A 22,439-nucleotide genomic window follows, 5' to 3' on the forward strand; every position below is an offset into this window, starting at 1 on the left:
GTCGCCGGTGCGCTCGCCGACACGATCGCCCGTGCGCCCCGCGGGGCGCGGTCGCGGGAGAAAGGGCTCGGCATGGGGCCATCATGGCGCGCGGGACGGACAGCGACCAGTGGGTTTCCCGGGGCGACCGGAGGGGGGCCGGGGTGACCGAGGAAGTGCCCGGGGCGACTGAGGGAGGCGTCCCGGGGCGGCACTAGGGGGTGTCACGGGGTGACCGGTGCGGGCTTCCCTGCGTGACCGACGTGAGGTTCCCGGGGTGACCGGCGGGGTGGGCCGCGGTGGGTGCCCGGGGTGACCGAGGGAGGCGTCCCGGGGCGGCACAAGGGGGTGTCACGGGGTGACCGGTGCGGGCTTCCCTGCGTGACCGATGTGAGCTTCCCGGGGTGCCCGTTGTGGGATGCCGTGGCGGCCGACGCGTACGGGCCGACCGCGGACCGCGTTCAGGTCACCACGCCCGGTACGGCCGTCAACTGCTGGTAGCCCCCGCCGCGGTGACGGACGGTGAGGAGCACCTCCTCGCCGGGGCGGGCGTGGGCGACGGCTCGGGCGAGGTCGGCGGCACTGTCCACGCGCACGGGGCCGAACTGGAGCAGGACGTCGCCGCGGACCAGGCCGGCCGCGTAGCCGGGTCCGGGCACGTGCACGCCCACGACCAGCGCGCCCGCCTTCTCGGCGTCCACGGCCTCCACGCCCAGAGTGGCACCGGCCGGGCCCGCGGCGGAGCTCGGAGTGGCGGCCGGGGCGGGCGTCGCCGAGGGGGCGGACGGCGTGGTCAGGTGCCGCAGTTCGGCGAGCTTGCTCATGCCGATCACCGTGGCACCGACCGTCCCGATGCCGACGCCGGACAGCACCAGCAGGGTGCCGGCGCACAGGCCGAACAGCAGGGTCCGCAGCCGCCGCCCGCGCCGGCGCGCGGCGTGCGGGCGGTGAGCAGTGCCGGTGCCGGTGCCGGTGCCGTCCCGAGGGTCCTGGCCCGGCATCGGCTTGGGCCGCAACGCAGTCTGTTCCATGATTCGCTCGCCTCCGGCTGGTGCTCTACCCGGGGCGCCGGGCGGCGACGAGACACGAACGAGTGAGACTGCGCAGGGGGCATCGCGGGGTAGCCATTGCGCCCCGGCCACCGCGGCCCGGCGCACCCCCGCCCCGCCATCGCCCCAGGCTCACCCCGTGACCCCGTCGAGGCTCCCCCGCTCCCGTCGAGGCTCCCCCACACCCGCCGCCACTCCCCCTCCGAGGCGGCGCCCCACCGCACTGCCGAGAGGCTCACCGCTCCCCCGGAGGCCCGCTGACCGCCCGCCCACCAGCCCCCTATACCTCCGCCGCCACTCCCCCTCCGAGGCGGCACCCCACCGCACTGCCGAGAGGCTCACCGCTCCCCCGGAGGCCCGCTCGAAACCCCCTCGCCCCCGCCCACCAGCCTCCGTACGAGCTCCGCCGCCGCCGGCCCCGGGGCACCGCCGTGGAGGAGTTCCGTGCGGTGTACGAGGCGGGGTGCGGTGAGGGGGACGGCGGTCGTGCCGGGGACGGCGATGGCGGCCGAGCGGGGCAGCAGGACGAGGCCGTGGCCGGCGGCCGCGAGGGCGGTCACGGTGTGCAGGTCGGTGCCCTCGTAGCGCAGCGCGGAGCGGAGGGCGCCGCCGCCGTTCGCGGCGCGCAGGGCGGCGAGCGGGAGCGCCGCGTCGGGCGCGTCGAGCCAGCGGGCGTCGGCGAGGTCGCCGAGGCGCAGGCCGGCCCGGCCGGCGAGGGGGTGCCCGGTGGGCAGCAGGACGCTGACGGGTTCCTCGGCGACGCCGTGCGTGGTCAGCGGGGCCACGTCGGGCAGCCGCAGCGGATCGCTCGGCGCGGCCGGCCCGTCGACGAGGCCGAGGTCGGCGGTGCCCGTGGCGACGGCGGCCGGGATCTCCGCGCGGGCGAGGACACGCACCGTGACCCCGGCCGGCGGAAGCGCGGCGAGGACGGCCGGACCGAGCCCGGTCGGGGTGGTGGCGAGGGTCAGGCCGTGCTGCGGTGCGGCGGCCATCCGGGCGACGTCGGCCCGGGCCGCGTCCAGCCGCAGCAGCAGCGGGCCCGCGTGTTCCAGGAGCCGTTCGCCGGCCGTGGTGGGCGTGACGGGCCGTCGGGTCAACAGGGGCGCGCCCAGGTCCTGTTCGAGCGCGGCGATGTGCTGGGAGACGGCGGACTGGGTGTAGCCCAGCTCGCGGGCGGCCTCCGAGAAGGAGGCGAGGCGCGCCACGGTGACGAACGTGCGCAGCAGATGCGGGTCCATGGGCCCAGCATCCCACTCCATCAGCATCGCTTATCGAGCGACCAGGAATCATCGTTGGACGTGAACGACCGTGCGCGCGAAAAATGACGTTCATGGACAACACAGCCACCATCGCCCTCGTCGGCGACCGCTCCCCCAACGTCGTCTCGCACACCCGCGTCCCCCTCCTGCTGGAGGCGCTCGCCGAGCGCGACCGGCTGGTGCTGGACGCGTACTGGATCCCCTCCCAGGACGCGGAGGCCGAGGGGGCGGTCCGGGGGTTCGACGCCGTGTGGGTGCTGCCGGGCAGCCCGTACCGCAGCGAGGCGGGCGTGCTCGCCGCCGTGTGCACCGCACGTGAGGAGGGCATCCCGTTCCTGGGCACGTGCGGCGGCTTCCAGCACGCGCTGCTGGAGTACGCGCGGAACGTGTGCGGGCTGACCGGCGTGGCGCACGCCGAGAACGACCCGGACGCCGTGGATCCGCTCATCGAGCCGCTGGCCTGCTCGCTGGTGGGGCACGAGGCGGCGGTGACGATCGAGCCGGGCACACTGGCGGAGTCGGTGATCGGCGCCGGGCACACGGTCGAGCGGTATTTCTGCGGCTACGGCCCCACCCGCCACCTCGACACGCTGACCGCCCACGGCCTGAGGTTCTCCGGGTACGACGAGGACGGTCACGTACGGGTCGCCGAACTGCCCGGCCACCCCTTCTTCCTGGCGTCCCTGTTCCAGCCGGAGCTGGCCGGCGACGGCTCGCGCCCGCACCCGATGATCCGCGCGCTGGCCCGGGCCGCGGTCGAGCACGCGGCGGCCGAACGCAGCCGGCCGGTCTGACGCGCACCGTCCGCCGGCCGCGCCCGATCTCCCCGAAGGCGCACCGAAGTTCCCGCAATGCCCGGTCAGCCGAACGCCAGGGCCGGCGCCATGGACGGCAGTGACGGTGCGGCGGGCGCGCGGTCGGGCAGGAAGCGGTGCGCACGGCGGCCCAGCCACTCGGCCTTGTACCGGTCGACCTCGCGGTGCCAGTTCAGGATCCCGGACATCCAGTTCTGCAGATCGAGGACGTAGGCGCCCATGGCGGCGCGGGCCTCGGCGGACAGCTCCAAGTCGTCGTAGAGAACGGGCAGTTCCTGCGCGACGACGTGCTGGAACTGCTCCATCCGCTGGGTCGTCAGGTCATGTACGACGCGGAGCGCGGTCGGGTAGTCCACGCCGAAGAAGTTCTGCACGACCAGGACGGCGTTGTGGATCTCGCCGTCGTACTCGATCTCCTTCTGGTACGAGAAGATGTCGTTGAGGAGGCAGGCGTAGTCGATCGCCGCGTTCTCCAGGGCCCGGACCGGGCCGCTGCGGTAGACCTCCGGCGGGATCGCGGGGCCCTGTCCCATGCGGCACAGGCTCAGGGTGAGGTCGGAGCCGAACGTGGCGCGCCGCATCTCCAGGTAGTCGACCGGATCGGGGACGCGGTTCTGGAGCTGGTTGGACAGCTCCCACACCCAGCTCTCGGTCATGGAGTCCACGGAGTCCTTCAGGGTGCGCTTCTGGTCGGCGGTCATCCGGGCCGTCGTCCGCGCCCACAGGTCGGTCAGGCCCCGCTCCATGGCGTCGGCGGGGACGAGGGCCGGCTCCCCGTCGACGGGCATGCACCGCGACAGCCGGGCCGTGGCCAGCCGGGCGGCGGCGAGGTCCCGGCGGTGGCCGTGGACCAGCGGGTAGTAGTCGTCGCCGTACGTCCCCCAGGCGAGCCACTGGGCGCTGAGGTCGAGGGCCTCGGGGGTGGCATCGGGGTCCAGGCCCGCCGAGCAGAGCGCGAGGTCGTAGGCGGCGAGCTTGTCCTCGTCCCAGACGCCCTCCTCCAGGATGCCCATGCGGTGCGCCCAGGTGACGAGGTTGCCTCGGGCGCTGTCGAGATGGGGGCTCAGGCTCAGCTCGTACGGCATGTGGAAGTCGGGCAGCAGGGACGGGCCGACCTTCTGGTACGGCACATGGGTGTGGCGGCGCAGGCGCTGCTGGGCGGCCGAGGCCAGCAGGGCGCCGACGTCGGCGGCGGCCATGCCGGGGCCGCTCGGGAGCTGCCAGGGCGAATGCGACACCGCACCCTTGTTCATGTAGCGGCTGGAGCGCAGGTGCCATTCGTGGCCGCCGGACTGCCAGTCCTGAAGTCCCTTGGTGTAGGCGGCGATCGCGGCCACCTCGGCCGGGTTCAGTCCCTTCTCCAGGGCCACGGCGGGGACCTCGGTGAGCGCGGTGTGCTCGAACTGGTGCAGGCGTGAGGTGAGGATGTCGTTGACGGTGTCGGCGGCCTCCTGGGTGGTGCAGTCGAAGAACTTCTCCAGGACCAGTACGCCGTTGCTGTTCTCGCCCTCGTCCTCGACCTCGCGCTGGTAGGAGAACAGGTCGTTGCGCAGGTGCACGGCGTCCGAGAACGTCTCCATCAGCACACGCAGGGGACGTGTTCCGGCGACGGCGGCGGGCACCTCGGCGGTCGCGTACTCCACGAGCCCCGCCGACCAGGGCGCGCCGCCCACCTTGCGGCGCATCTCGATGTACTCGACGGGGTTGGCGATCCGGCCCTCGTTGATGTTCGACAGCTCCCACATCGACTCGTTGAGCAGATGCTCGGTGGCGAGGGCGAAACGGCGGCGCCAGTCCACGGACATCGCCGGCACCGTGCGCGCCCAGAGATCCTTCAGGCCCGCCTCGACGGGATTCTCCGGCTCGGGCACGGGAGTCGACAGGTCGAGCGGCATGAACAGCGGCAGGCGGTCCAGGTGGGCCTTGCCCGCGGCGCGGTCCGGGGTGCGCTTGTACATGTCCAGGAAGTGGTCGTCGAAGAAGAAGACCCACACGTACCAGTCGGTGATCAGGGAGAGAGCCGGGCCGTCGCAGTCGGGGTGGGTGTAGGCGCACAGGAGTCCGTAGTCGTGCGCCTCCAGATCGGCCTGTTCCCAGATGCCGGAACCTTCCAGCATGCCCATCTCGCGGGCCCACTCGGTCGAGTGGGCGCGCGCCTCGTCGAGGTGCGGATTGAGCCGCGCGGGATACGGCATGTAGAAGTGCGGGAGTTCGAACGGCTGCGTCATGGCCGGGGCTCTACCCGTGGCCCCTGGCACCCATCCACCGCACAGCACATGATCACACCATCGCGTGAACCGCCTCCGAAACCCTGACTTCGGGGCGCTCGGTGTGGGCGGGTTCAGGGCTGGTGCCGCAGCACCTCCTCGGCGGTCCAGGCCAGCGCGTCCGGCAGCGCGCGTGCGTCGACCGGCAGCCACAGCGACACGGCCGACAACCCCGCCTCCGCCAGACGTCCCAGCTCCTCCCGCACGCTCTCGGCACTCGCGCGCGTGCCGCCCAGGGGCCGGGCCGGGAGGTCGGCGGCGGCGGCGAAGCCCGGGGGCAGCAGGTACGCGCCGGCGGTCAGCGGGACGGCGGCCGGATCCCGCTCCGTCGTCTCCGCCCGCTCCGTCGTTTCGGCCAGCTCCGTCAACCGTGCCCGCACCGACGCCAGTTGTGCGGCGTCGACGCCCGCGCCGTGCCACGCGTCCCCGTGCCGCAGGGTGCGGCGCAGGGCCGCGTCGCTGTGACCGCCGATCCAGACGGGTGGGCCGCCCGCGGTGCGCGGCGGCACACCGAGCCGGGGTGCGTCGGCCTCACCGCGCCACAACCGCCGTACGACAGCGAGCTGTTGGTCGCTGCGGCGGCCCCGCCCGGCGAAGGAGGCGCCGACGGCCGCGAACTCCGCGGTGTCCCAGCCGGTGCCGACGCCGAGGACGAAGCGGCCGCGCGAGAGCCGGTCGAGGGTCGCGGTCTGGTGGGCGAGGACGACCGGGTCGTACAGGGGCAGCACCAGGACGCTGGTGACCAGCCGGATGCGCCGGGTCGCGCCGGCCACGGCGGACAGCAGGACCAGCGGATCCGGGGTCACCCCGACGTCCCCGGCCAGCAGGTGGCCGCTCGCGATGACATGGTCGAAACCCAGGTCCTCGGCCGTGCGGGCGGTCTCGACGGCGTCGTCGGTCTCGTCCGCCGAGCCGGGCCACAGCCGGTGGGGTGCCACTCCGATGCGCACGCGGTCGCCTCTCCTCGGGTCCGGAACCGTCACTGTCGTACGGCAACAGCGGCGCGCCCACCCGTATGCCCGCGTGCGCACCCTTGCCGTGCCCTCGCGCGCGGGAGACGGTAGGCGCATGACCTCCTTCGTGCTGCCCCATGAGGTGCACGGCGACGGCGCCCACCAGGTGTTCGCCGTGCACGGCTGGTTCGCCGACCGGTCCGCCTACGCCGCCGTCCTGCCGGACCTCGACCGGTCCGCCTTCACCTACGCGCTGGTGGACCTGCGCGGCTACGGCGAGGCCCGGGACGCGGCCAGCCCGTACACGACGGCCGAGGCGGCCTCGGATCTGCTGGCACTGGCCGAACGGCTGGGCTGGGAGCGGTTCTCGGTGCTCGGGCACTCCATGGGCGGCGCGGTGGCACAGCGGCTGGCGGCCCTCGCTCCGGACCGGCTGCGCCGGATCGTCGGTGTCTCCCCGGTGCCCGCCTCGGGGCTGCCGCTGGCCGGTGAGCAGGCCGCGCTGTTCACGGACGCGGCGGAGCAGCCGGCGAACCGGCGGGCGATCATCGACGTCACCACCGGGGGCCTGCGCCCGGCCGCCTGGCTGGACCGGATGGTCGCCCGCTCGCTGGAGCGCAGTGACGCGAAGGCGTTCCGGGCCTGGCTGGACTCCTGGGCGGGCGAGGACTTCCACGCCGACGTCGAGGGCTGCGCGGTGCCCGCCCTCGCGGTGGCCGGCGAACTGGACCCTGCGCTGTCGCCCGCGGTCATGCGGCAGACCTGGATGTCCTGGTTCCCGCGCGCCGAACTCGTCACGCTGCCCGGTGCGGGGCACTACGCCATGGACGAGACGCCGCTCGAACTGATCCGTGCCGTCGAGGACTTCCTGCGGGCGGACACCGAAGTCCCGGGAGAGACAAGGGAGTCGGCGTGAGCGAGCCCGTCTCTCCGGTGCCCGATGTGTTCGATCCCCGGCGGTACGGTGTCGCTGTCCCCCACGACGACTACCGTCTGCTGCGCGACCGTCACCCGGTCGCCTGGCAGGAGGAGCCGGAGCTGCTGGGCTGGCCGGCCGGGCCCGGGTTCTGGGCGGTGACCCGGCACGCGGACGTGGTGCGGGTGCTGAAGGACGGGGCGACGTACTCCTCGTACATCGGCGCCACGCAGATCCGGGACCCCGATCCGGCGGATCTGCCGTTCATCCGGCGGATGATGCTCAATCAGGATCCGCCGCAACACGGTCGGTTGCGGCGGCTGGTGAGCCGGGCCTTCACGCCCGGCCGGATCGAGCGGTTCGCGGCGGTCGCCCGGGAGCGGGCGGGCACGCTGCTCGCCGGGGCGCTGCAGAAGGCGCGGGAGGGGGACGGCACGGTCGATCTGGTGGCCGCCGTCACCGACGAGTACGCCCTGCTGAACCTGGCGGACCTGCTGGGCGTCCCGGAGAGCGACCGGGGCCTGCTGCTGCACTGGACCCAGCGGGTCATCGGCTACCAGGACCCGGACGAGGCCGGTTCCCCGGTGCTGGACGAGACCGGCAAGCCGGTCGACCCGCGCTCCCCGGCGATGCTGAAGGACATGTTCGGCTACGCCCAGCAGCTCGCCGCGTACAAGCGGCGCTACCCGGCGGACGACGTGATGACCACGCTCGCACTCCCCCAGTTCTCGGCTTCGCTCGAACCGGGCGGTACCCCCACCGCCGAACTCGCCTCGGCCGAGCTGGAGATGTTCTTCTTCCTGCTCACGGTCGCGGGCAACGACACAGTGCGCAGTGCGGCCCCGGGAGGACTGCTGGCGCTGGCGGAACACCCTGAGGCGTACGAGGCGTTGCGCTCAGGAAAGGTCCAAGTCGCCCAAGCAGTCGAGGAGTTGCTCCGCTGGCATCCGCCGGTGCTGTCCTTCCGCCGGACCGCCGCACACGACACCGAGCTGGCGGGGCGGCGGATCCGGGCGGGTGAGAAGGTCGTCGTCTTCCACGCCTCGGCCAACCGGGACGAGCGCGTCTTCGCCGAGCCCGGCCGGCTCGACCTCGCCCGCTCCCCCAATCCGCACGTGTCCTTCGGGGACGGCCCGCACGTGTGCCTGGGCGCCCACTTCGCGCGGCTGCAACTACGACTGCTCCACGAGGAGGTGCTGCGCGCCCTGCCGGAGCTCCGGCTCGCGGCACCGCCCGCCCGGCTCGTGTCGAACTTCATCAACGGCATCAAGTCGCTTCGGCTGAACGTCACGTGACCGGCCGGGCGACCTGGATCAGCGCATGCGTGCCGCTGGTGCGCCAGCGCCGGCCCTCCGCGGCGGCGAGCGCGGCCTCCGTCGCCGCGGACAGGCCGGTGACGACGTCGGACTTCAGGGTGCGCAGGGCGGCGACCGGGCCCGGGAAGTATCCGGTCGCCTCCGCGAAGGGCGTGGTCGGGGGCCACAGCCGGTCACCCACCAGCCGGCGGTAGTTGAGGTCGCCCTTGAAAACGGTCAGGGTGGCCGCGGCGAACTCGGCGCGCAGATCGTCCGGCATGTCCGGGTACGGCAGCGGGGCGCACGAGAACGGGTGGACCCGCACGGTGAGACGGCCGTCGGCCAGGGCCGACCAGAGCACGCGCCCGTACTCGGCGGCCGCGCCGGAGGCGGCGCGCAGCCGCCGCAGCGCGTCGACGACGTCGGCGGTGGTGGCGTCCGAGACGTAGTACGGGTACGGCTTGACGTGCAGCACCGCCCGCGCGGCCCGGCCCTCGGCGAGGAGGTGGGCGAGCAGCAGCAGATCCGGGACGAGTTCGCGGCCCGCGTTGTCCGCGACCAGGACGAGGGTGCCGGCTCCGGTGGGCGGCAGCAGCGACCACAGGGTGTCGCTCTCGTCGGCGACCAGAGCGCGGGCCGGGTCCCGGTCCTCGGCGCCTTCGGCGGAGAGCCGGAAGCCGAGGTCGGCGCGGTTGCCCCAGAGCGAGCCGTGCAGCAGGGCGCGCGCCCGCTCCTCCTCCGGCAGGCCGGGCAGGTCGTCCAGCGCGGCGAGTTCGGCGTCGGTCTCCGGGGCGTCGAGTTCGGCGTGCTTGAACGGGCGGAAGGGGTCGATGCCCCGCCAGGCGCCGGGGCCGAAGAAGCCGACGGCGTCGAGCAGCCGGCGGTAGAACCAGCTCTCGGACCACAGCCAGGGCACGTCGTACCAGGACCGGCCGACGTGGGCGGTCAGGCCCCAGGCGTCCCACAGATCCCGGTCCGGGGCATGGGCGGGCAGCGGCTCGACCGTGCCCTCGGTGCAGCTCTCCAGCAGCTCGTCCAGCGCCCGGTGCTGTCCGGGGCCGTAGGGGAAGGCGTCCCGGACCTGCCGGATGATCGCGGGATGCCGTTCGGCCAGCACGCTGTGCGGGAACGAGCCGGGTTCGTTGCCGAGGATCACGGGTGCGAACGGGGTGTCGGGCATGTCCGTCACGGTAGCGCGCGGGTCAGGCGGTTCTGATCTCCCGCTCCAGCTGCGTGGCGAGGGTGACGTAGCGGGGGCGGCGGTGCACCGGGACCAGGCCCCGGATCATGAGGTGCCACATCTCGGCGACCCGGCGCGGCAGCCGGCCCACCGGTTCGAGCCGGCGGGCGGCGATCCGGGTGCCGACGAAGAAGGAGACGAGTGAGTGCGCGAGCGTGCCGACGTCGAGTTCGCTGTGCACGTCGGCCTCCCTGACGGCCCCGGTGAACTTGCGCGTGGCGAACTCCAGCCACTCGGTGAACGGGTGCCTGAGCGGCGGCCGTACGGCGACGTCGGCGGTGGCGAGGCGCAGCGCGGCGCGCGGCACCGGGTCCTCCACGGCGAGCCGGGCGATGCCGAACGTGGTGCGCATCAGGACCTCCAGCGAGGAGTAGCCCCGGCTCTCGACCTCGGCGACGAGCTGCCGCGCGGCGGCCGCGTTGAGTTCGAGGATGACCTGGGCCAGGTCCTCCTTGGCAGCGAAGTGGAAGTACAGGGCGCCCTTGGTCACCTTCGCGTGTGCGACGATGTCGCTGAGGCTGGTGGACTCGTAGCCCTGCCGGTCGAACAGATCGGCGGCCGCCGTGATGATCGTTGCCCGGGTCTGCTCGGCGCGTAACTGCCTCGCCATCGTGGGGACCTCTTCTCGCGACTTCAATGAACGGGGCATGCGGTTTGTTTCTCACACCCTGCACACGATAACTCACCGAGCGGTATCGGGAGTCGGGTGTGCGGGTCGACGAGGCGACACGTGTCATCCGCGACTCCCGCACCGAACGACGCTTCAGCAGTCCGTGATCAGGCGAGATCAGAATGGTTTCCCCCTTCCTCGCCCGCCGATTCCGAGCAGTCGTGTGACGACGCGTGCCGCACCCATGATCGCCACGATACGAGGCCGACGGCCGGCCTCTCAACGGGGGCTCGCAAGAGGCGCGAAACAGCCGAACCGGTCGGTGCTTTGCGCCCCCTGATCCCGGATGAACCGTCCGTACGGCATACCAAAGGCCCGAGCCGGCTGATGCCGGCTCGGGCCACTTGATGAATGTGCTTGAGTCTGCCGCTAGTTGACGTAGACCGGGGCTCCGCCGTCTGTCACGGGCGCGTACTTCGCCGTGAAGTAGCCATTCGCGAAGCACAGCGAGGAACCGGAGGACTTGGTGAACTGCTGGTTGGTGAAGGAGATGCTGCTGTCGGCGTTGTCGGTCTTGCCCGTCAGTCCGGCGGCCTGGTACACGCAGGTGATGCTGCCGAGCAGGGTCTTCAGCTTGACCGTGGTCTGGATGACCGAGCCACTGGCCGGGGCGACGGTGAGGGTGCCGTCGGAGCCGACCGACGCCGTGTAGGGCAGGTTGTCGACCGTGATGCTGCTGACGCCGGTGACACCGAGGACGTTGCTGGTGCAGGAGCTCGCGTCGAAGGTGTGGCCGGTGACGGACTCGGTGGCCGTGCCGGGGGCGGACGGGTTGGCCGTGACGTTGGCGGTGAACTGGGAGGACGTGCACGAGACGCCGCTGGTGCCGGTCGCGCTGGAGTACAGCGTGGCGGACGTGCCGGAAGCGAGGGGGGCGGTGAGGGTGTCGCCGACGGCGACGGCAGTGCCGCCCGCGCCGCCGGTGGTGAGGACGACACTGTCGGCGGAGGCCGGGGTGGCCACCGCGAGGGCGAGCGTGAAGGCGGTGGCGGTACCGGCGAGGGCGAGGACGGATCGCGTACGCATGCGGGTGTCTCTTTCCTGTGTGGGGGTCGGTCGAGGTGAGGGGCGGCGACGCCCTGGGGGGGTGGCGACGCCCTGCGGGGTGGTGGGCCGATCGGGTGGTGCGTCACGCGGAAGCGCGTGCGGTGCGGGTCGTTCCAGGTGGTGCACAGGGGTGGTGCGCGTGGCGGTGCGTCACGCGGGTGGCGCGGGTGCGCCGGTGGCGGCGGCGCGGAGGGTGCGTGACGTCGTGGCGCGACACACGCGGGACCCGGTGAGCACGGCACACACGGGACCCGGTGAGCGCGACACACGCGGGACCCCGGTGAGCGCGACACACGCGGGACCTGGTGAGCGCGACACATGGGGAACGTGGTGCCGCCGGCGCGGGCCGTCGCGCCTTCTCCCTACGCGACGGACCGGCGACGGAGGCGGGCCGGGACCGGCCGGGGACCTCGGGGAGGCCTCCGGCCGGACCGGACAGGGACGGCCGGGCACACGGCCTGGGGGGAAGGGGCCGTGTGCCGCACCGGCGTGAGCGGTTGCCGTGAGCGGACATGAGCGGCTGCCGGGAAAGGGCCGAAGACACGGCCGCTGCCACTCGGCGGATCCGGCGCCACGGATCCGTGAAACAGGGGAAGTTGTAGACCTGATCAACCATCAACGTCAAGCTCTGCAAGGGGAGTTGTGGCATGTGACCGAGGCTCGAACAGATCCGACACCCTTTTTTCACATCTCCCTTGACCCCTCAAAGTAACCGGCAGTAACTTCCTCGCAGGCTACTGCCGCGTAACGAGAAAGCCCTTGCCCACCGGGAGTGCGAGGAGGCGTGCGCGGCGGTCGCTGTCCGCGCCAGGACACCGCGCCACCTGATGCCCGACCCCGCACTTGATCCATGCCCATGGGAGCAGACATGGCCTCGTCCCCGGACGTCCCGTCCGACGGCAACACCCCCGAGAACCCGGGAAACGGTTCACCGTCCGAAGCACCACAGACAGACCGGGCCGCCGCCGGCGGTGAGAGACGAGGGCGGGTCCGTGCTCGCCGGGCCGCGGTGATGGCGGTGCCCGCCACCCTCGTCGCCGCCGGCCTCGCCGTGTTCACCGCGCAGGGCGCGCTGGGTGTGCAGTTCGCGATCTCCGGCATGCCGTTCACGGTCACCGCGACCAGCCTCGACGGCAACGGCTTCGAGCAGTTCGGCGGGCTCGACAACATGGCGGACGGCAGCCCGAACGCCGGGGACAGCGGCGGGCAGGAGCTCATCGTCACCTCCGCGATCAAGGACGCCACGCTCACCAAGCTGTGCCAGAGCGTCGACCTCGGCGGCATCAACCTGCTGATCACCGCGGGCGGCGGCAAGACGCCGGTGACCGCGACCGACCTCACCACCGACTCCACCCAGCTGTCGGGCGACGCGGCGTTCAACAACATCGAGATCGGCAACGACGCGAGCACGCTGACCAAGGCGGGCGTGAAGGGTCCGATCGGGGTCTTCAGCCAGCAGGCCGACCACGTGCACATCGACAACCTGCGGCAGACCAACTACGCGACGACCGCAGGGGTGTTCAAGCTGCCGGGTCTCCATCTCAGCTTCAGCAGCTCGGGTTGCTGATGGCATTGCCGGACCGTCCACGTCAGGGCACGAGGGCGGCCTTCCGTGGCTGGCGGGCCCGTCGGCCGTTCTGGGGCGGGCTGCTGCTCGCCCTGGGCGGCGGCTGGATCCTGCTCACCGAGAAGGCCTCGCTGAAGGTCGTGATGCATGTCGGCATGCAGGGCGTGGCCGGCTATCTGCTGCCGACGGTGATGGTGATCCTGGGCCTGCTGATCCTCTTCAACCCCTCCCAGCGGCTCTTCTACTCCATCATCGGCATCCTGATCTCCCTGGGCACCTGGCTCACGTCCAACCTGGGCGGCTTCTTCATCGGCCTCCTCCTCGGCGCCGTCGGCAGCTGCCTCAGCTTCGGCTGGCTGCCCGACCAGGAGCCGCGGATCAGCCGCCGCAAGCGCCGCAAGCAGGCCCGCGCCGCCGCGCATGCGATGGCGGAGGGCGCGGAGGGAACGGCCTGAGAGCACGGGGCCGGCCGTACGCGGCCGGCCCCCTTCATCGTCCCCGCACGTGGCACCCTTGGGGTGCGCATCAGCTTGCCCGACTCCCTTTCCGCGTACGTCGGTTGAGAAACCGGCCGAGCTCACAGACCGCGCAGGCGGCGGGCCGGGGCCGCCGTGTCCCGTTCGGCGAGGCGGCCGACGAGAAGCCGTACGACCTCCACCACGGCGGCCTGTCCGGCGGTGTCGACGAAGTACACCTGGCGGCGCCCCTCGCGGCGGGAGCGGACGAGTCCGGCGAGCTTGAGCTTGGTGAGGTGCTGGCTGACCGCGGGCAACGCCCCGCCGACGCGCTCGGCGAGCCCCGTGACATCGCTCTCGCCCTGCGTCAGCGCCCACACGATGTGCAGCCGGGCGGGCGAGGCGAGCAGCCCGAAGGCGGCGGCCGCCTCGGTGAGCACCTCGGCGGAGGGGTCCTGGTAGCCGGTGCCGGGCGCTGAAGCCACTGTCGCCTTCCTCCGCTGTCCGCTGCGTCGTCCTGGGTTCGGTCCCCCCGTACGGGGATTCAGTCTAGGTACCGGGATTCAGTTTAGGCGGGCAGGAACTTCCCGGCCGTCCCACGAGTTTCTACGGTGTTGTAGAAGTTGTCGCCGGTGTGCCGTGGCGCCCGGCGGTCGGACACGAGGAGTACGCATGGCCCTGTGGGACCGCATCAAGGAGTCGGCGTCGCAGATGCAGACCCAGTTGGTGGCGAAGAAGAACGACCTGAAGAGCGGTGCCTTCCGGGACGCGAGCATGGCGATGTGCGCGCTCGTGGCCGCGGCGGACGGGACTGTCGACCCGTCGGAGCGGCAGCGGGTTGCTCAGCTCATCGCGACGAACGAGGTGTTGCAGAACTTCCCCGCGGACGACCTGCGGCGCCGCTTCGAGGAGAATCTGAACAAGCTGACGGCCGACTTCGCCTTCGGCAAGGTGAGCGTCCTGCAGGAGATCGCCAAGGCGAAGAAGAAGCCGGCCGAGGCACGGGCCGTCATCCAGATCGGCATCGTGATCGGCGGCGCGGACGGCGACTTCGACAAGACCGAGCAGGCCGTGGTGCGCGAGGCATGCTTCACGCTGGATCTGCCGCCGCACGAGTTCGACCTCTGAGCCGTACCGGACGGGCGAGGGCGGGGGCACGCCCGACGGCCTCGGCCGTGCCCTCGCCCATGCCCGGCGTCAGACGAGACCGGCGGACTGCAACCAGGCCTTGGCGACGTCCAGCGGGTCCTTGTTCTGGGCCTGCACCTGGGTGTCCAGCTCCAGCAGGGTCGCGGTGTCGAGCTTGGCCGAGACCGCGTTGAGCGCGTCGACGCCCTTCTGGGACAGGGCGCCCTTGTAGACGAGCGGCTGGACGTTCTCGAAGCCGAAGAGGTTCTTCGGGTCCTGCAGGACGACGAAGTTCTCCTTGGAGATGGTCGGGTCCGTGGTGAAGATGTCCGCGGCCTGCACGGCGTCCTTCTGCAGCGCCGCCTGGGTGAGCGGACCGCCGGCGTCCAGCGCCCGGAAGGACTTGAACTGCAGGCCGTAGACGGACTTCAGGCCCACCAGTCCCTGCTGCCGGGTCTGGAACTCCGGCGAGGCGCCGAGGACCAGGTCCGGCGCGATGCCCTTCAGATCGGCGATGGTGGACTTCTCGGTCAGGTTGTACTTCTTCGCGGTGGCCGCGTTGAGCGTGACTGAGTCCTTGGACTGCGCGGCCGCGGGCTTGAGCAGGGTCAGCGTGGAGGCCAGCTTGGCCTCGATGGCCGTCGTGGTGGCCTCGGCCGTGGTCGGCCCGGCCTTCGGGTCGAGGTAGGCCAGCAGTGCGCCGTTGTACTCGGGCAGCACCTTGATGGCGCCGTTCTTGATCAGCCCGTAGGTGGTCTCGCGGCTGCCGATGTTCGGCTTGTACGTGACCTTGACGCCCTTGGCCTTGAGCGCCTCGCCGTAGATGTCGGCGAGCAGAGTGCTCTCCGGGAAGTTGTTGGAGCCGACGACGACGGTGTCGCCGCTCGCCTTGCCGTCGTCCGTGAGGGGGTTGCTGCCCGACTTGTCGTCCTTGGAAGCACAGCCCGCCAGCAGAGCCGTGGCCGCCACGAGCGCGACGGCCGCCGCGCCTCGGTTCCTTCGGATGGACCTGCTGATGCGGTGGGTGTAAGTCACCCGCCGATCCAATCCAGCCTGTTCTCGGTCAGTCAAGGGAAACAGATCACCGATTGGACTCGATCTTCCGTCAGTTGTGAACAGAGAGCGCTGTCTTCGTCATGGATTCGTGATGCACGGCGCGCTGATTGATCCTTCAAGAAGACGATAGTCTCGGGACCGTTGGTATTCGGCCACGGCGGTGCACGGGGCCCGCTTCGGTGTTCGGAAACACGCCTGAGAAGGAGGCCCGTGTGTCCACGAACGAGGTGGACGCGCCCGCCGGGCACGCCCCCGCACGGGGCGGAGCAAGCGATTTCGCGGACCGCTGGCCCTTCAGACGCAAGCTGAACCTGCTGGTCGGCATCCCGCTGGCGGTCATCGCGGTCCTGCTGTCGTACGTCTTCACCGACCTGGTGCAGCAGTGGAACAGCGCGTCCGCGGCGGCCCGACTGGTGCGGGACAGTGCCCAGGTGGCGCGGCTGGTGGACCGGGTGGAGGCCGAACACCAGCAGGCCGTCCTGCTCTCGGTGAACTACGAGGCCGGATACACCCAGTCCTCGACGTCGGCCTACGACGCGGCCCAGGAGGCGGTCGACGCCCAGGTGGCCACGGTCCGCGAGGTCTTCGGCGACCGGCTGCCCGCCGGTGAGGCGCAAGCGCTGCGCCAGGTCGAGGGCCTGTCCAGCCTGCGCCTCTCGGTCGAGCAGTCGTACATGCCCGCCGACAACATCGACCCGGCTTACGCCCAGGCCGCCCAAGGCGTGATCGACGGGCTCGGTCTCGACCGCAACGCGGACCTCGCCGACACTTTCACGGGCAACCTGCTGGACTCGCTGCTGCGCGCGGACGCGGCCCACGGCGCCTTCGAGACCAACGTGTTCGCCGCGACGACGGGTGACACCAACGCGCTGATCGAGTTCACCAACGCGGTCGGCGCCTACGACCTCTACAGCCACCAGGCCGACCGCTTCGCCCGGTTCGCCGGCGACGCACAGGCCGGGCGGCTCGCCGGCATCGAGCACACCCCGGCGCAGCGCGCCATCGCCCAGTCCTACGCCGAGTTGCAGGTGGACGTCGGACAGCTCCAGGCCAACGGCCAGGGGGAGATCCGGCAGGCGGTGCAGACCGCGCTGGGCAACTACCCGACCTATCCCGAACAGGCCGCCGCCCGGCTGAAGATCACCACCGGGCTGATCGGTGAGATCGCCGACCGAGCCGAGGAAACGGCCGGTTCCGCGCGATGGCGGGCCGAGCTGCTGCTGAGTGGCGCGCTGCTCGCGTTCGCGCTGTGGATCGCCTTCGCCGTGCTGGTGCGCCGCTCGGTGGTCCGGCCCGTGCAGGCGCTCACCGGGGCCGCGCGGGAGGTCGCCGAGGTGGCCGGGCGCGAGCTGGCGCGGGTCGCCGACGACGACGCGGAGGACGAGGGGCCGCCCCGGCTGCGGGACGTGCCGGTCACGGCGCGCGACGAGATCGGCGAGCTGGCCGAGGCGTTCAACCGGGTGCAGACCACCGCCGGCGCGCTGCTGGAGCGGCAGGTGCTCAGCCGCCGCAACACCGCCGAGATGTTCGGCAACGTGGGGCGTCGCGTCAGCAACCTGACGATACGTCAACTTGCCCTGATCGACGCGGTGGAGCGCGGTGAGACGGATCCGGCCCTGCTGGAACGCCTGTACTCCATCGACCACATCGCCGTACGACTGCGCCGCAACGCCGACAGCATGATGCTGCTGGCCGGCATCCGCGAGACCGTGCTGGACGGGGAGCCGACCGCGCTGTCCAACGTGGTCCGGGCCGCACTCGGGCAGATCGAGGGGTATCAGCGGGTACGGCTGTACGCAGCCTCCGACGCCATGGTCGAGCCGGACATCATCGGCGACCTCACGCTGATGCTGGCCGAACTCCTGGAGAACGCCGTGTCGTTCTCGCCCGAAGGCAGCCCGGTGGAGGTGACCGTCCGCTCGGGCGGCGACGGCGCCCACGTCGTCGTCACCGACCACGGACTCGGGATGAGCGCCGAGCGGCTCGCCGAGGAGAACGCCCGGCTGATCCGCCGCGAGCGGCTGGACCTGGTGCCGACCAAGGTGCTCGGCCTGTTCGTGGTGGGCGCGCTGGCCCGCCGCTGGGAGATCGGCGTCGAACTGACCCGGACGCCGGGCGGCGGCGTCACGGCGGAGGTGACCCTGCCGGCCGCGCTCCTGCTGACCCTGAGCCCGTTGCCCGGTACACCGGTCACCGTGGCCCCGGCCGACTCGGCGACACCGGGCGGACCGACCCCCGCACGGACGGCACCCGCCGCAGACACGCCGGACCGCTCCGACCCCGCCACGAACCCCCTGCCCTCGGTCCCCGCTCCGCACACCGTCACCTCCCCGGACCCCGACACCCCGCTCCCCCGCCGGGTCCCACGCCGCGAGCCGCCGTCGGATCAGGCGCCGTCCGATCAGCCGCCGTCGGAGGCCGGCCCGCGCACCCCAGCAACGGCAGCGGCAGCGGACACCGGCACCCACACCGAACCGGCCCCGACCGGCCCGACCGCTCGCGGCGCCTCCCGCCCCCTGCGCCGCCGCGTCCGCGGTGCCACGCTCGCGACGACCACCGGCGCGGCGCACGCCATGCCCCAGGCGGCCCGCAGCCGCGACGCGGAGGCCGAGCGCACCGCACTGGAGGAGTTCGAGGCGGCCGTCGCCCGAGCCCACCGCGACACCGGCAACCACCCCCGTCCCCCGCACACCCCCCTCCCCGAAGGAGCCGAGAGTTGAGCACGTCGACTGGTGACACCCCTACGGGCGGCGGCGCGCCGGCCGATCTGCAGGCGGCCGCGGCCGACTTCACCTGGCTGCTGAACCGCTTCGCGACCGAGACCGCCGGCGTGGTGGACGCGATCGCCGTGTCCTCCGACGGCCTGCTGATCGCGGTGTCGGAGCTGCGGGAGCACGCCGACTCCGAGCGGCTCGCGGCCATCGTGTCCGGTATCACCAGCCTCGCCGCGGGTGCGTCCGGGAACTACGGCCTGGGCGGTCTCAACAAGGTCATCATCGATCTGGAGGGCGGCCATGTGATCGTCTCCGCGATCGGCAGCGGCGCCGTGCTCGGTGTCGTCACCGACAAGGAGGCCAAGCTCGGCAACATCGCCTACGAGATGACCCTGTTCGCCAACCGCGCCGGTGCCGCGCTCAGCCCGCAGCTGGTGCTGGAGCTGAAGAACAGCGTCGGCACCGCGTCGGCCCGCTGACGCACCGTCCCGCAGAGAAAGCGCAGGCTCCCCACATGGCGGACGGCATCCCGGGCCCCGACTCCGTCGGCCCCGCCCCCGCCGTACGGCCGTTCCTGGTCACCGCAGGCCGGGTCGCGGACGCCGGTTCCGGCCGGGCGCTGCCCCTGGAGACCCAGGTGGTGGCCACCGCCGAGGGGCTCGACGCGCTCGCCGGGCTCTCCTTCGAGCAGCACGACATCGTCGCCGCCTGCCGGCTGCCGCAGTCCCTCGCGGAGCTCGCGGCCCGGCTGCGGCTGCATCTGAACGTGGTCCGCGTCCTGGCCGAAGACCTGCGCGAGGCGGGGCAGTTGGCGGTGTACGTGCCCGACGCGGGCGCCACCCGTGACGCGTCCGTCCTGCGCAGGCTCATCGACGGCCTGCGGGCCATTCCCGACTCCCGAGGGGTACCGAGTGACACCGACTGAACCGCTCGCGCGCGGCGCGGCCGCACCCGCCGCCGTACGGCCGCCGCTGCCGGTGAAGATGGTGATCGCGGGCGGCTTCGGCGTGGGCAAGACCACCGCGGTCGGCGCGATCTCCGAGATCGAGCCGCTGACCACCGAGGCGTCGATCACCGAGGTCGCGGCGGGCGTGGACGACCTCACGCACACGCCGCGCAAGACGACCACCACCGTGGCGATGGACTTCGGATGCATCACCGTCGACCCGACGCTGAAGCTGTATCTGTTCGGCACGCCCGGGCAGGAGCGGTTCGGGTTCATGTGGGACGACATCGTGGAGGGCGCGGTGGGTGGGCTCGTCATCGTCGACACCCGCCGGCTGGACGACTGCTACGCGGCCGTCGACTACTTCGAGCACAAGGACATCCCGTTCGCCGTCGCGGTCAACGCCTTCGACGGGAAGGTGGAGCACTCCCTGGAGGAGGTCCGCTGGGCGCTGGACGTCTCCGACGGCGTGCCGGTGGTGGTGTTCGACGCCCGGGAGCGGGGCTCGGTGCGGGACGCGCTGCTCGTCGTACTGGAACTGGCGCTGGCCCGCACCGAGTTGTAGCGGTCAGCTGCTCCGCCGTACCCCCGGCGAGACGGTGAGCCGGGACGCCGCCCAGAACACCACCAGGGTGACGAGGGCGAGTCCGGCGACCAGGGAGGCACCGCCGATGACCTTCTCGTAGCTCTTCTGGGCGAGGCCGTCGATGATGTAGCGGCCGAGTCCGCCGAAGCCGGGATAGGCAGCGATGGTGGCGGTGGAGATGATCTGGATGGCCGCCGTGCGCAGGCCACTCAGGACGAGCGGGAGCGCGACCGGCACCTCCACCTGGAACAGTACTCGCGCCTCGGGCATGCCCATGCCCCGGGCGGCGTCCACGGGCGAGGGGTCGACGGAGCGGATCGCCTCGTAGGTGGTGACGAGGATCGGCGGTACGGCGAGCACGACCAGGGGCACCATCACCGGCATCAGTCCGAAGCCGAGCCAGATGACCATCAGGATCAGGAGTCCGAAGCTGGGCAGGGCCCGGCCCGCCGTGGCGATCATCGCGAGCGCGTTGCCGCCACGGCCGTAGTGGCCGGTGACCAGGCCGACGGGCAGTCCGATCAGGGCGGCCAACAGCAATGCCTCCAGGGAGTACTTGACGTGTTCGGCGAACCGGGTGGGGATGCCGTCGTAGCCGTGCCAGTGGGCGCTGTCGCTGAGGAAGGCGTGCGCGAAGTTCAGGACGTTCATCGGGCGGCACCCTTCCTCGGCATCCAGGGAGTGAGCAGACGGCGGACGAGGACCAGAGCCGCGTCGGCGAGGATGCCCAGCACGCCGATGGTCACGACCGCCGTCACGGCCAGGGCGGGCCGGTGGTAGGTCTGGGCGTCCCAGAGCATGTTGCCGAGGGCGCCCTGGTTACCGATGAGCATGCCGACGCTGACCAGGGAGATGCTGGACACGGTGGCCACCCTGAGGCCCGCGATGATCGCGGGTACGGCGATGGGCAGTTGGACCTGGAGATAACGGCGTACGGGGCCGAAGCCCATGGCCTGGGCGGCGGCCAGGGTCTCCGGCGGCACCGAGCGGACGCCGTCCACGATCGCCGGGACCAGCACCACCAGGCTGTAGAGCGCGAGCGGGATCATGATCGTGGTCTCGCTCTGGCCGAAGTAGTCGATGAGGACGACGAAGAAGGCCAGTGACGGAATGGAGTAGAGGACGCTGGTGAGGCCCAGGACCGGCGGGTAGATCCAGCGGAAGCGCACGCACACCTGGGCGACGGGCAGCGAGACGATCAGTCCGGCCAGCACCGGCAGCAGGGCCTCGCGCAGATGCAGGCCGACGAGCCCGAGGTAGCTGTGCTGGAGGTCGCTCGGCAGGTCGAAGAAGCCGCTCATCGCCCGGCCTTCTCGGTCTGCTCCGCGACCCGGCCATGGGCCGCCCGGATCGCCTCCCCGATGACCTGTTGGGACACCACACCGACGGCGCGCCCCTCGCCGTCCACCGCGACGGCCCAGCCGGTCGGCGAGAGCACGGCACCGTCGAGCGCCGCGCGCAGCGAGTCGGTGCCGGGCACGAACGGGCGTCCGTGGTCGAGGAGTTGAGCCCGGTCGACGGCCCCGGCGGTGAGCCGGTCCGGCTCGCCCCAGCCGAGCGGCCTGCCACCCTCGTCGGTGACGAGGAGGTACGGCGCACAGGCGCGGGCGGTGAACTCGGCCGCGTCGGCGTCGATGCCGACGATCGGGTCGGTCTCCAACTCCAGCCCGGCGGACGGGAAGAAGGACAGCCGACGGATGCCCCGGTCGGCGCCGAGGAAGTCCTCCACGAAGGCGTCGGCGGGCGCGCTGAGCAGCTCGGCGGGCGGGGCGAACTGGGCGAGCCGGCCGCCGGTGCGCAGCACGGCGACCATCGTGCCGAGCTTGATCGCCTCGTCGATGTCGTGCGTGACGAAGACGATGGTCTTGCCCAACTCGTCCTGGATACGCAGCAGTTCGTCCTGGAGTCCCTTGCGTACCACGGGGTCGACGGCGGAGAACGGCTCGTCCATCAGCAGCACCGGCGGATCGGCGGCGAGCGCCCGGGCCACACCGACGCGCTGCTGCTGGCCGCCGGAGAGCTGGTACGGGTACCGCTTGGCGAGCGAGGCGTCGAGGCCGACCCGTGCCATCAGTTCGGCGGCGCGGGCGCGGGCCTGCTGCTTGGGGGTGCCGAGCAGGCGGGGCACGGTGGCGATGTTGTCGAGGATGGTGCGGTGCTGGAAGAGTCCGGCGTTCTGGATGACGTAACCCATGGAGCGGCGCAGGGTGTTGACCGGCTGCTGCCGGATGTCGGTGCCGTCGAGGAGGATGCTGCCCTCGGTGGGCTCGACCATCCGGTTGATCATCCGCAGGGTGGTCGTCTTGCCGCAGCCCGAGGGCCCGACGAGGACGGTGATCGCGCGGTCCGGTATCTCCAGGGACAGCCGGTCGACCGCGACCGTGCCGTCCGGATACCGCTTCGTGACTGAATCTATCCGTATCAAAACGCCGAACACCCTTCGGGTTTGGCAGATTTCCGCCCGCTTTCGGCCAAGCTCGTCGGTGCGCAGGCCGCT

The 22,439-nt window shown here is 72.0% G+C and carries 22 protein-coding genes; 10 read left to right on the plus strand and 12 right to left on the minus strand.

Annotated elements, in window-relative coordinates:
* Window positions 1–440: 440 nt before the first annotated feature.
* Together O1G22_RS09865 and O1G22_RS09870 are read right to left on the minus strand one after the other, a co-directional pair.
* Window positions 441–1,010, minus strand: coding sequence for a PDZ domain-containing protein (locus O1G22_RS09865; protein ID WP_270081002.1), 570 nt, complete (start codon window positions 1,008–1,010; stop codon window positions 441–443).
* Between the two features lie 356 nt (window positions 1,011–1,366).
* On the minus strand, window positions 1,367–2,266 hold the full coding sequence (locus O1G22_RS09870) for a LysR family transcriptional regulator (protein WP_270081003.1): 900 nt from the start codon (window positions 2,264–2,266) through the stop codon (window positions 1,367–1,369).
* Between the two features lie 92 nt (window positions 2,267–2,358).
* On the opposite strand from O1G22_RS09870, the gene O1G22_RS09875 reads away from it, so the two are divergent.
* Window positions 2,359–3,081, plus strand: coding sequence for a CTP synthase C-terminal region-related (seleno)protein (locus tag O1G22_RS09875; RefSeq protein ID WP_270081004.1), 723 nt, complete (start codon window positions 2,359–2,361; stop codon window positions 3,079–3,081).
* 65 nt (window positions 3,082–3,146) lie between these two features.
* Here the strand turns inward: O1G22_RS09875 and cyc2 are convergent, their stop codons facing one another.
* On the minus strand, window positions 3,147–5,330 hold the full coding sequence (gene cyc2, locus O1G22_RS09880; protein WP_270081005.1) for a germacradienol/geosmin synthase Cyc2: 2,184 nt from the start codon (window positions 5,328–5,330) through the stop codon (window positions 3,147–3,149).
* A gap of 113 nt (window positions 5,331–5,443) precedes the next feature.
* Window positions 5,444–6,319 (minus strand): TIGR03619 family F420-dependent LLM class oxidoreductase, encoded by an 876-nt coding sequence (locus O1G22_RS09885; RefSeq protein WP_270081006.1) that lies wholly within the window; start codon window positions 6,317–6,319, stop codon window positions 5,444–5,446.
* Between the two features lie 118 nt (window positions 6,320–6,437).
* Between O1G22_RS09885 and O1G22_RS09890 the strand changes: the two genes are divergently transcribed.
* On the plus strand, window positions 6,438–7,238 hold the full coding sequence (locus tag O1G22_RS09890; protein ID WP_270081007.1) for an alpha/beta fold hydrolase: 801 nt from the start codon (window positions 6,438–6,440) through the stop codon (window positions 7,236–7,238).
* On the plus strand, window positions 7,235–8,533 hold the full coding sequence (locus O1G22_RS09895) for a cytochrome P450 (protein ID WP_270081008.1): 1,299 nt from the start codon (window positions 7,235–7,237) through the stop codon (window positions 8,531–8,533). Before O1G22_RS09890 ends, O1G22_RS09895 begins: the two co-directional genes overlap by 4 nt.
* Here O1G22_RS09895 and O1G22_RS09900 read toward each other — a convergent pair.
* The 3 genes from O1G22_RS09900 to O1G22_RS09910 all read right to left on the minus strand — a co-directional run bounded on the left by O1G22_RS09900 (window position 8,526) and on the right by O1G22_RS09910 (window position 11,469).
* Window positions 8,526–9,713, minus strand: a complete 1,188-nt coding sequence (locus O1G22_RS09900; RefSeq protein ID WP_270081009.1) for a damage-control phosphatase ARMT1 family protein — start codon at window positions 9,711–9,713, stop codon at window positions 8,526–8,528. The two genes, O1G22_RS09895 and O1G22_RS09900, sit on opposite strands and share 8 nt — an antisense overlap.
* A gap of 22 nt (window positions 9,714–9,735) precedes the next feature.
* Complete coding sequence (locus tag O1G22_RS09905; protein WP_270081010.1) at window positions 9,736–10,383, minus strand: ScbR family autoregulator-binding transcription factor; 648 nt, start codon at window positions 10,381–10,383, stop codon at window positions 9,736–9,738.
* Between the two features lie 429 nt (window positions 10,384–10,812).
* Window positions 10,813–11,469, minus strand: coding sequence for a Tat pathway signal sequence domain protein (locus tag O1G22_RS09910; RefSeq protein ID WP_270081011.1), 657 nt, complete (start codon window positions 11,467–11,469; stop codon window positions 10,813–10,815).
* 889 nt (window positions 11,470–12,358) lie between these two features.
* Between O1G22_RS09910 and O1G22_RS09915 the strand changes: the two genes are divergently transcribed.
* Window positions 12,359–13,057 carry a DUF6230 family protein gene (locus O1G22_RS09915; RefSeq protein ID WP_270081012.1) on the plus strand — a complete coding sequence of 233 codons (699 nt, stop codon included), beginning with the start codon at window positions 12,359–12,361 and terminating at the stop codon, window positions 13,055–13,057.
* The gene (locus O1G22_RS09920; RefSeq protein ID WP_270081013.1) at window positions 13,057–13,512 is read left to right on the plus strand and encodes a DUF6114 domain-containing protein; all 456 of its coding nucleotides are present in this window, start codon (window positions 13,057–13,059) and stop codon (window positions 13,510–13,512) included. Before O1G22_RS09915 ends, O1G22_RS09920 begins: the two co-directional genes overlap by 1 nt.
* 122 nt (window positions 13,513–13,634) lie before the next feature.
* Here O1G22_RS09920 and O1G22_RS09925 read toward each other — a convergent pair whose 3' ends face one another.
* Complete coding sequence (locus O1G22_RS09925; protein ID WP_270081014.1) at window positions 13,635–13,997, minus strand: ArsR/SmtB family transcription factor; 363 nt, start codon at window positions 13,995–13,997, stop codon at window positions 13,635–13,637.
* A gap of 187 nt (window positions 13,998–14,184) precedes the next feature.
* Between O1G22_RS09925 and O1G22_RS09930 the strand changes: the two genes are divergently transcribed.
* Window positions 14,185–14,640 (plus strand): tellurite resistance TerB family protein, encoded by a 456-nt coding sequence (locus O1G22_RS09930; protein ID WP_270081015.1) that lies wholly within the window; start codon window positions 14,185–14,187, stop codon window positions 14,638–14,640.
* A 69-nt stretch (window positions 14,641–14,709) separates the two neighbouring features.
* On the opposite strand, the gene O1G22_RS09935 is transcribed toward O1G22_RS09930, so the two are convergent.
* Window positions 14,710–15,675 (minus strand): ABC transporter substrate-binding protein, encoded by a 966-nt coding sequence (locus tag O1G22_RS09935; RefSeq protein ID WP_270081016.1) that lies wholly within the window; start codon window positions 15,673–15,675, stop codon window positions 14,710–14,712.
* A 233-nt stretch (window positions 15,676–15,908) separates the two neighbouring features.
* Between O1G22_RS09935 and O1G22_RS09940 the strand changes: the two genes are divergently transcribed.
* Genes O1G22_RS09940 through O1G22_RS09955 form a run of 4 tightly spaced genes read left to right on the plus strand, consistent with a single transcriptional unit; the run spans window position 15,909 to window position 19,921 of the window.
* Window positions 15,909–18,416 (plus strand): ATP-binding protein, encoded by a 2,508-nt coding sequence (locus O1G22_RS09940; protein WP_270081017.1) that lies wholly within the window; start codon window positions 15,909–15,911, stop codon window positions 18,414–18,416.
* A complete protein-coding gene (locus O1G22_RS09945; RefSeq protein ID WP_270081018.1) occupies window positions 18,413–18,889 on the plus strand; it encodes a roadblock/LC7 domain-containing protein in 477 nt (158 codons plus the stop codon). Before O1G22_RS09940 ends, O1G22_RS09945 begins: the two co-directional genes overlap by 4 nt.
* A gap of 35 nt (window positions 18,890–18,924) precedes the next feature.
* Window positions 18,925–19,335, plus strand: coding sequence for a DUF742 domain-containing protein (locus tag O1G22_RS09950; protein ID WP_270081019.1), 411 nt, complete (start codon window positions 18,925–18,927; stop codon window positions 19,333–19,335).
* Window positions 19,322–19,921, plus strand: coding sequence for a GTP-binding protein (locus O1G22_RS09955; RefSeq protein ID WP_270081020.1), 600 nt, complete (start codon window positions 19,322–19,324; stop codon window positions 19,919–19,921). Before O1G22_RS09950 ends, O1G22_RS09955 begins: the two co-directional genes overlap by 14 nt.
* Window positions 19,922–19,924: 3 nt before the next feature.
* Here O1G22_RS09955 and O1G22_RS09960 read toward each other — a convergent pair whose 3' ends face one another.
* Genes O1G22_RS09960 through O1G22_RS09970 form a run of 3 tightly spaced genes read right to left on the minus strand, consistent with a single transcriptional unit; the run spans window position 19,925 to window position 22,367 of the window.
* Window positions 19,925–20,593 carry an ABC transporter permease gene (locus O1G22_RS09960; RefSeq protein ID WP_270081021.1) on the minus strand — a complete coding sequence of 223 codons (669 nt, stop codon included), beginning with the start codon at window positions 20,591–20,593 and terminating at the stop codon, window positions 19,925–19,927.
* Window positions 20,590–21,243: an ABC transporter permease gene (locus tag O1G22_RS09965; RefSeq protein ID WP_270081022.1), complete on the minus strand. Its 654-nt coding sequence runs from the start codon at window positions 21,241–21,243 to the stop codon at window positions 20,590–20,592. Before O1G22_RS09965 ends, O1G22_RS09960 begins: the two co-directional genes overlap by 4 nt.
* The gene (locus tag O1G22_RS09970; RefSeq protein WP_270086380.1) at window positions 21,240–22,367 is read right to left on the minus strand and encodes an ABC transporter ATP-binding protein; all 1,128 of its coding nucleotides are present in this window, start codon (window positions 22,365–22,367) and stop codon (window positions 21,240–21,242) included. Before O1G22_RS09970 ends, O1G22_RS09965 begins: the two co-directional genes overlap by 4 nt.
* Between the last annotated feature and the right edge of the window lie 72 nt (window positions 22,368–22,439).

Origin of the sequence: Streptomyces camelliae, from assembly GCF_027625935.1 — a bacterium.
Classification (GTDB): domain Bacteria; phylum Actinomycetota; class Actinomycetes; order Streptomycetales; family Streptomycetaceae; genus Streptomyces; species Streptomyces camelliae.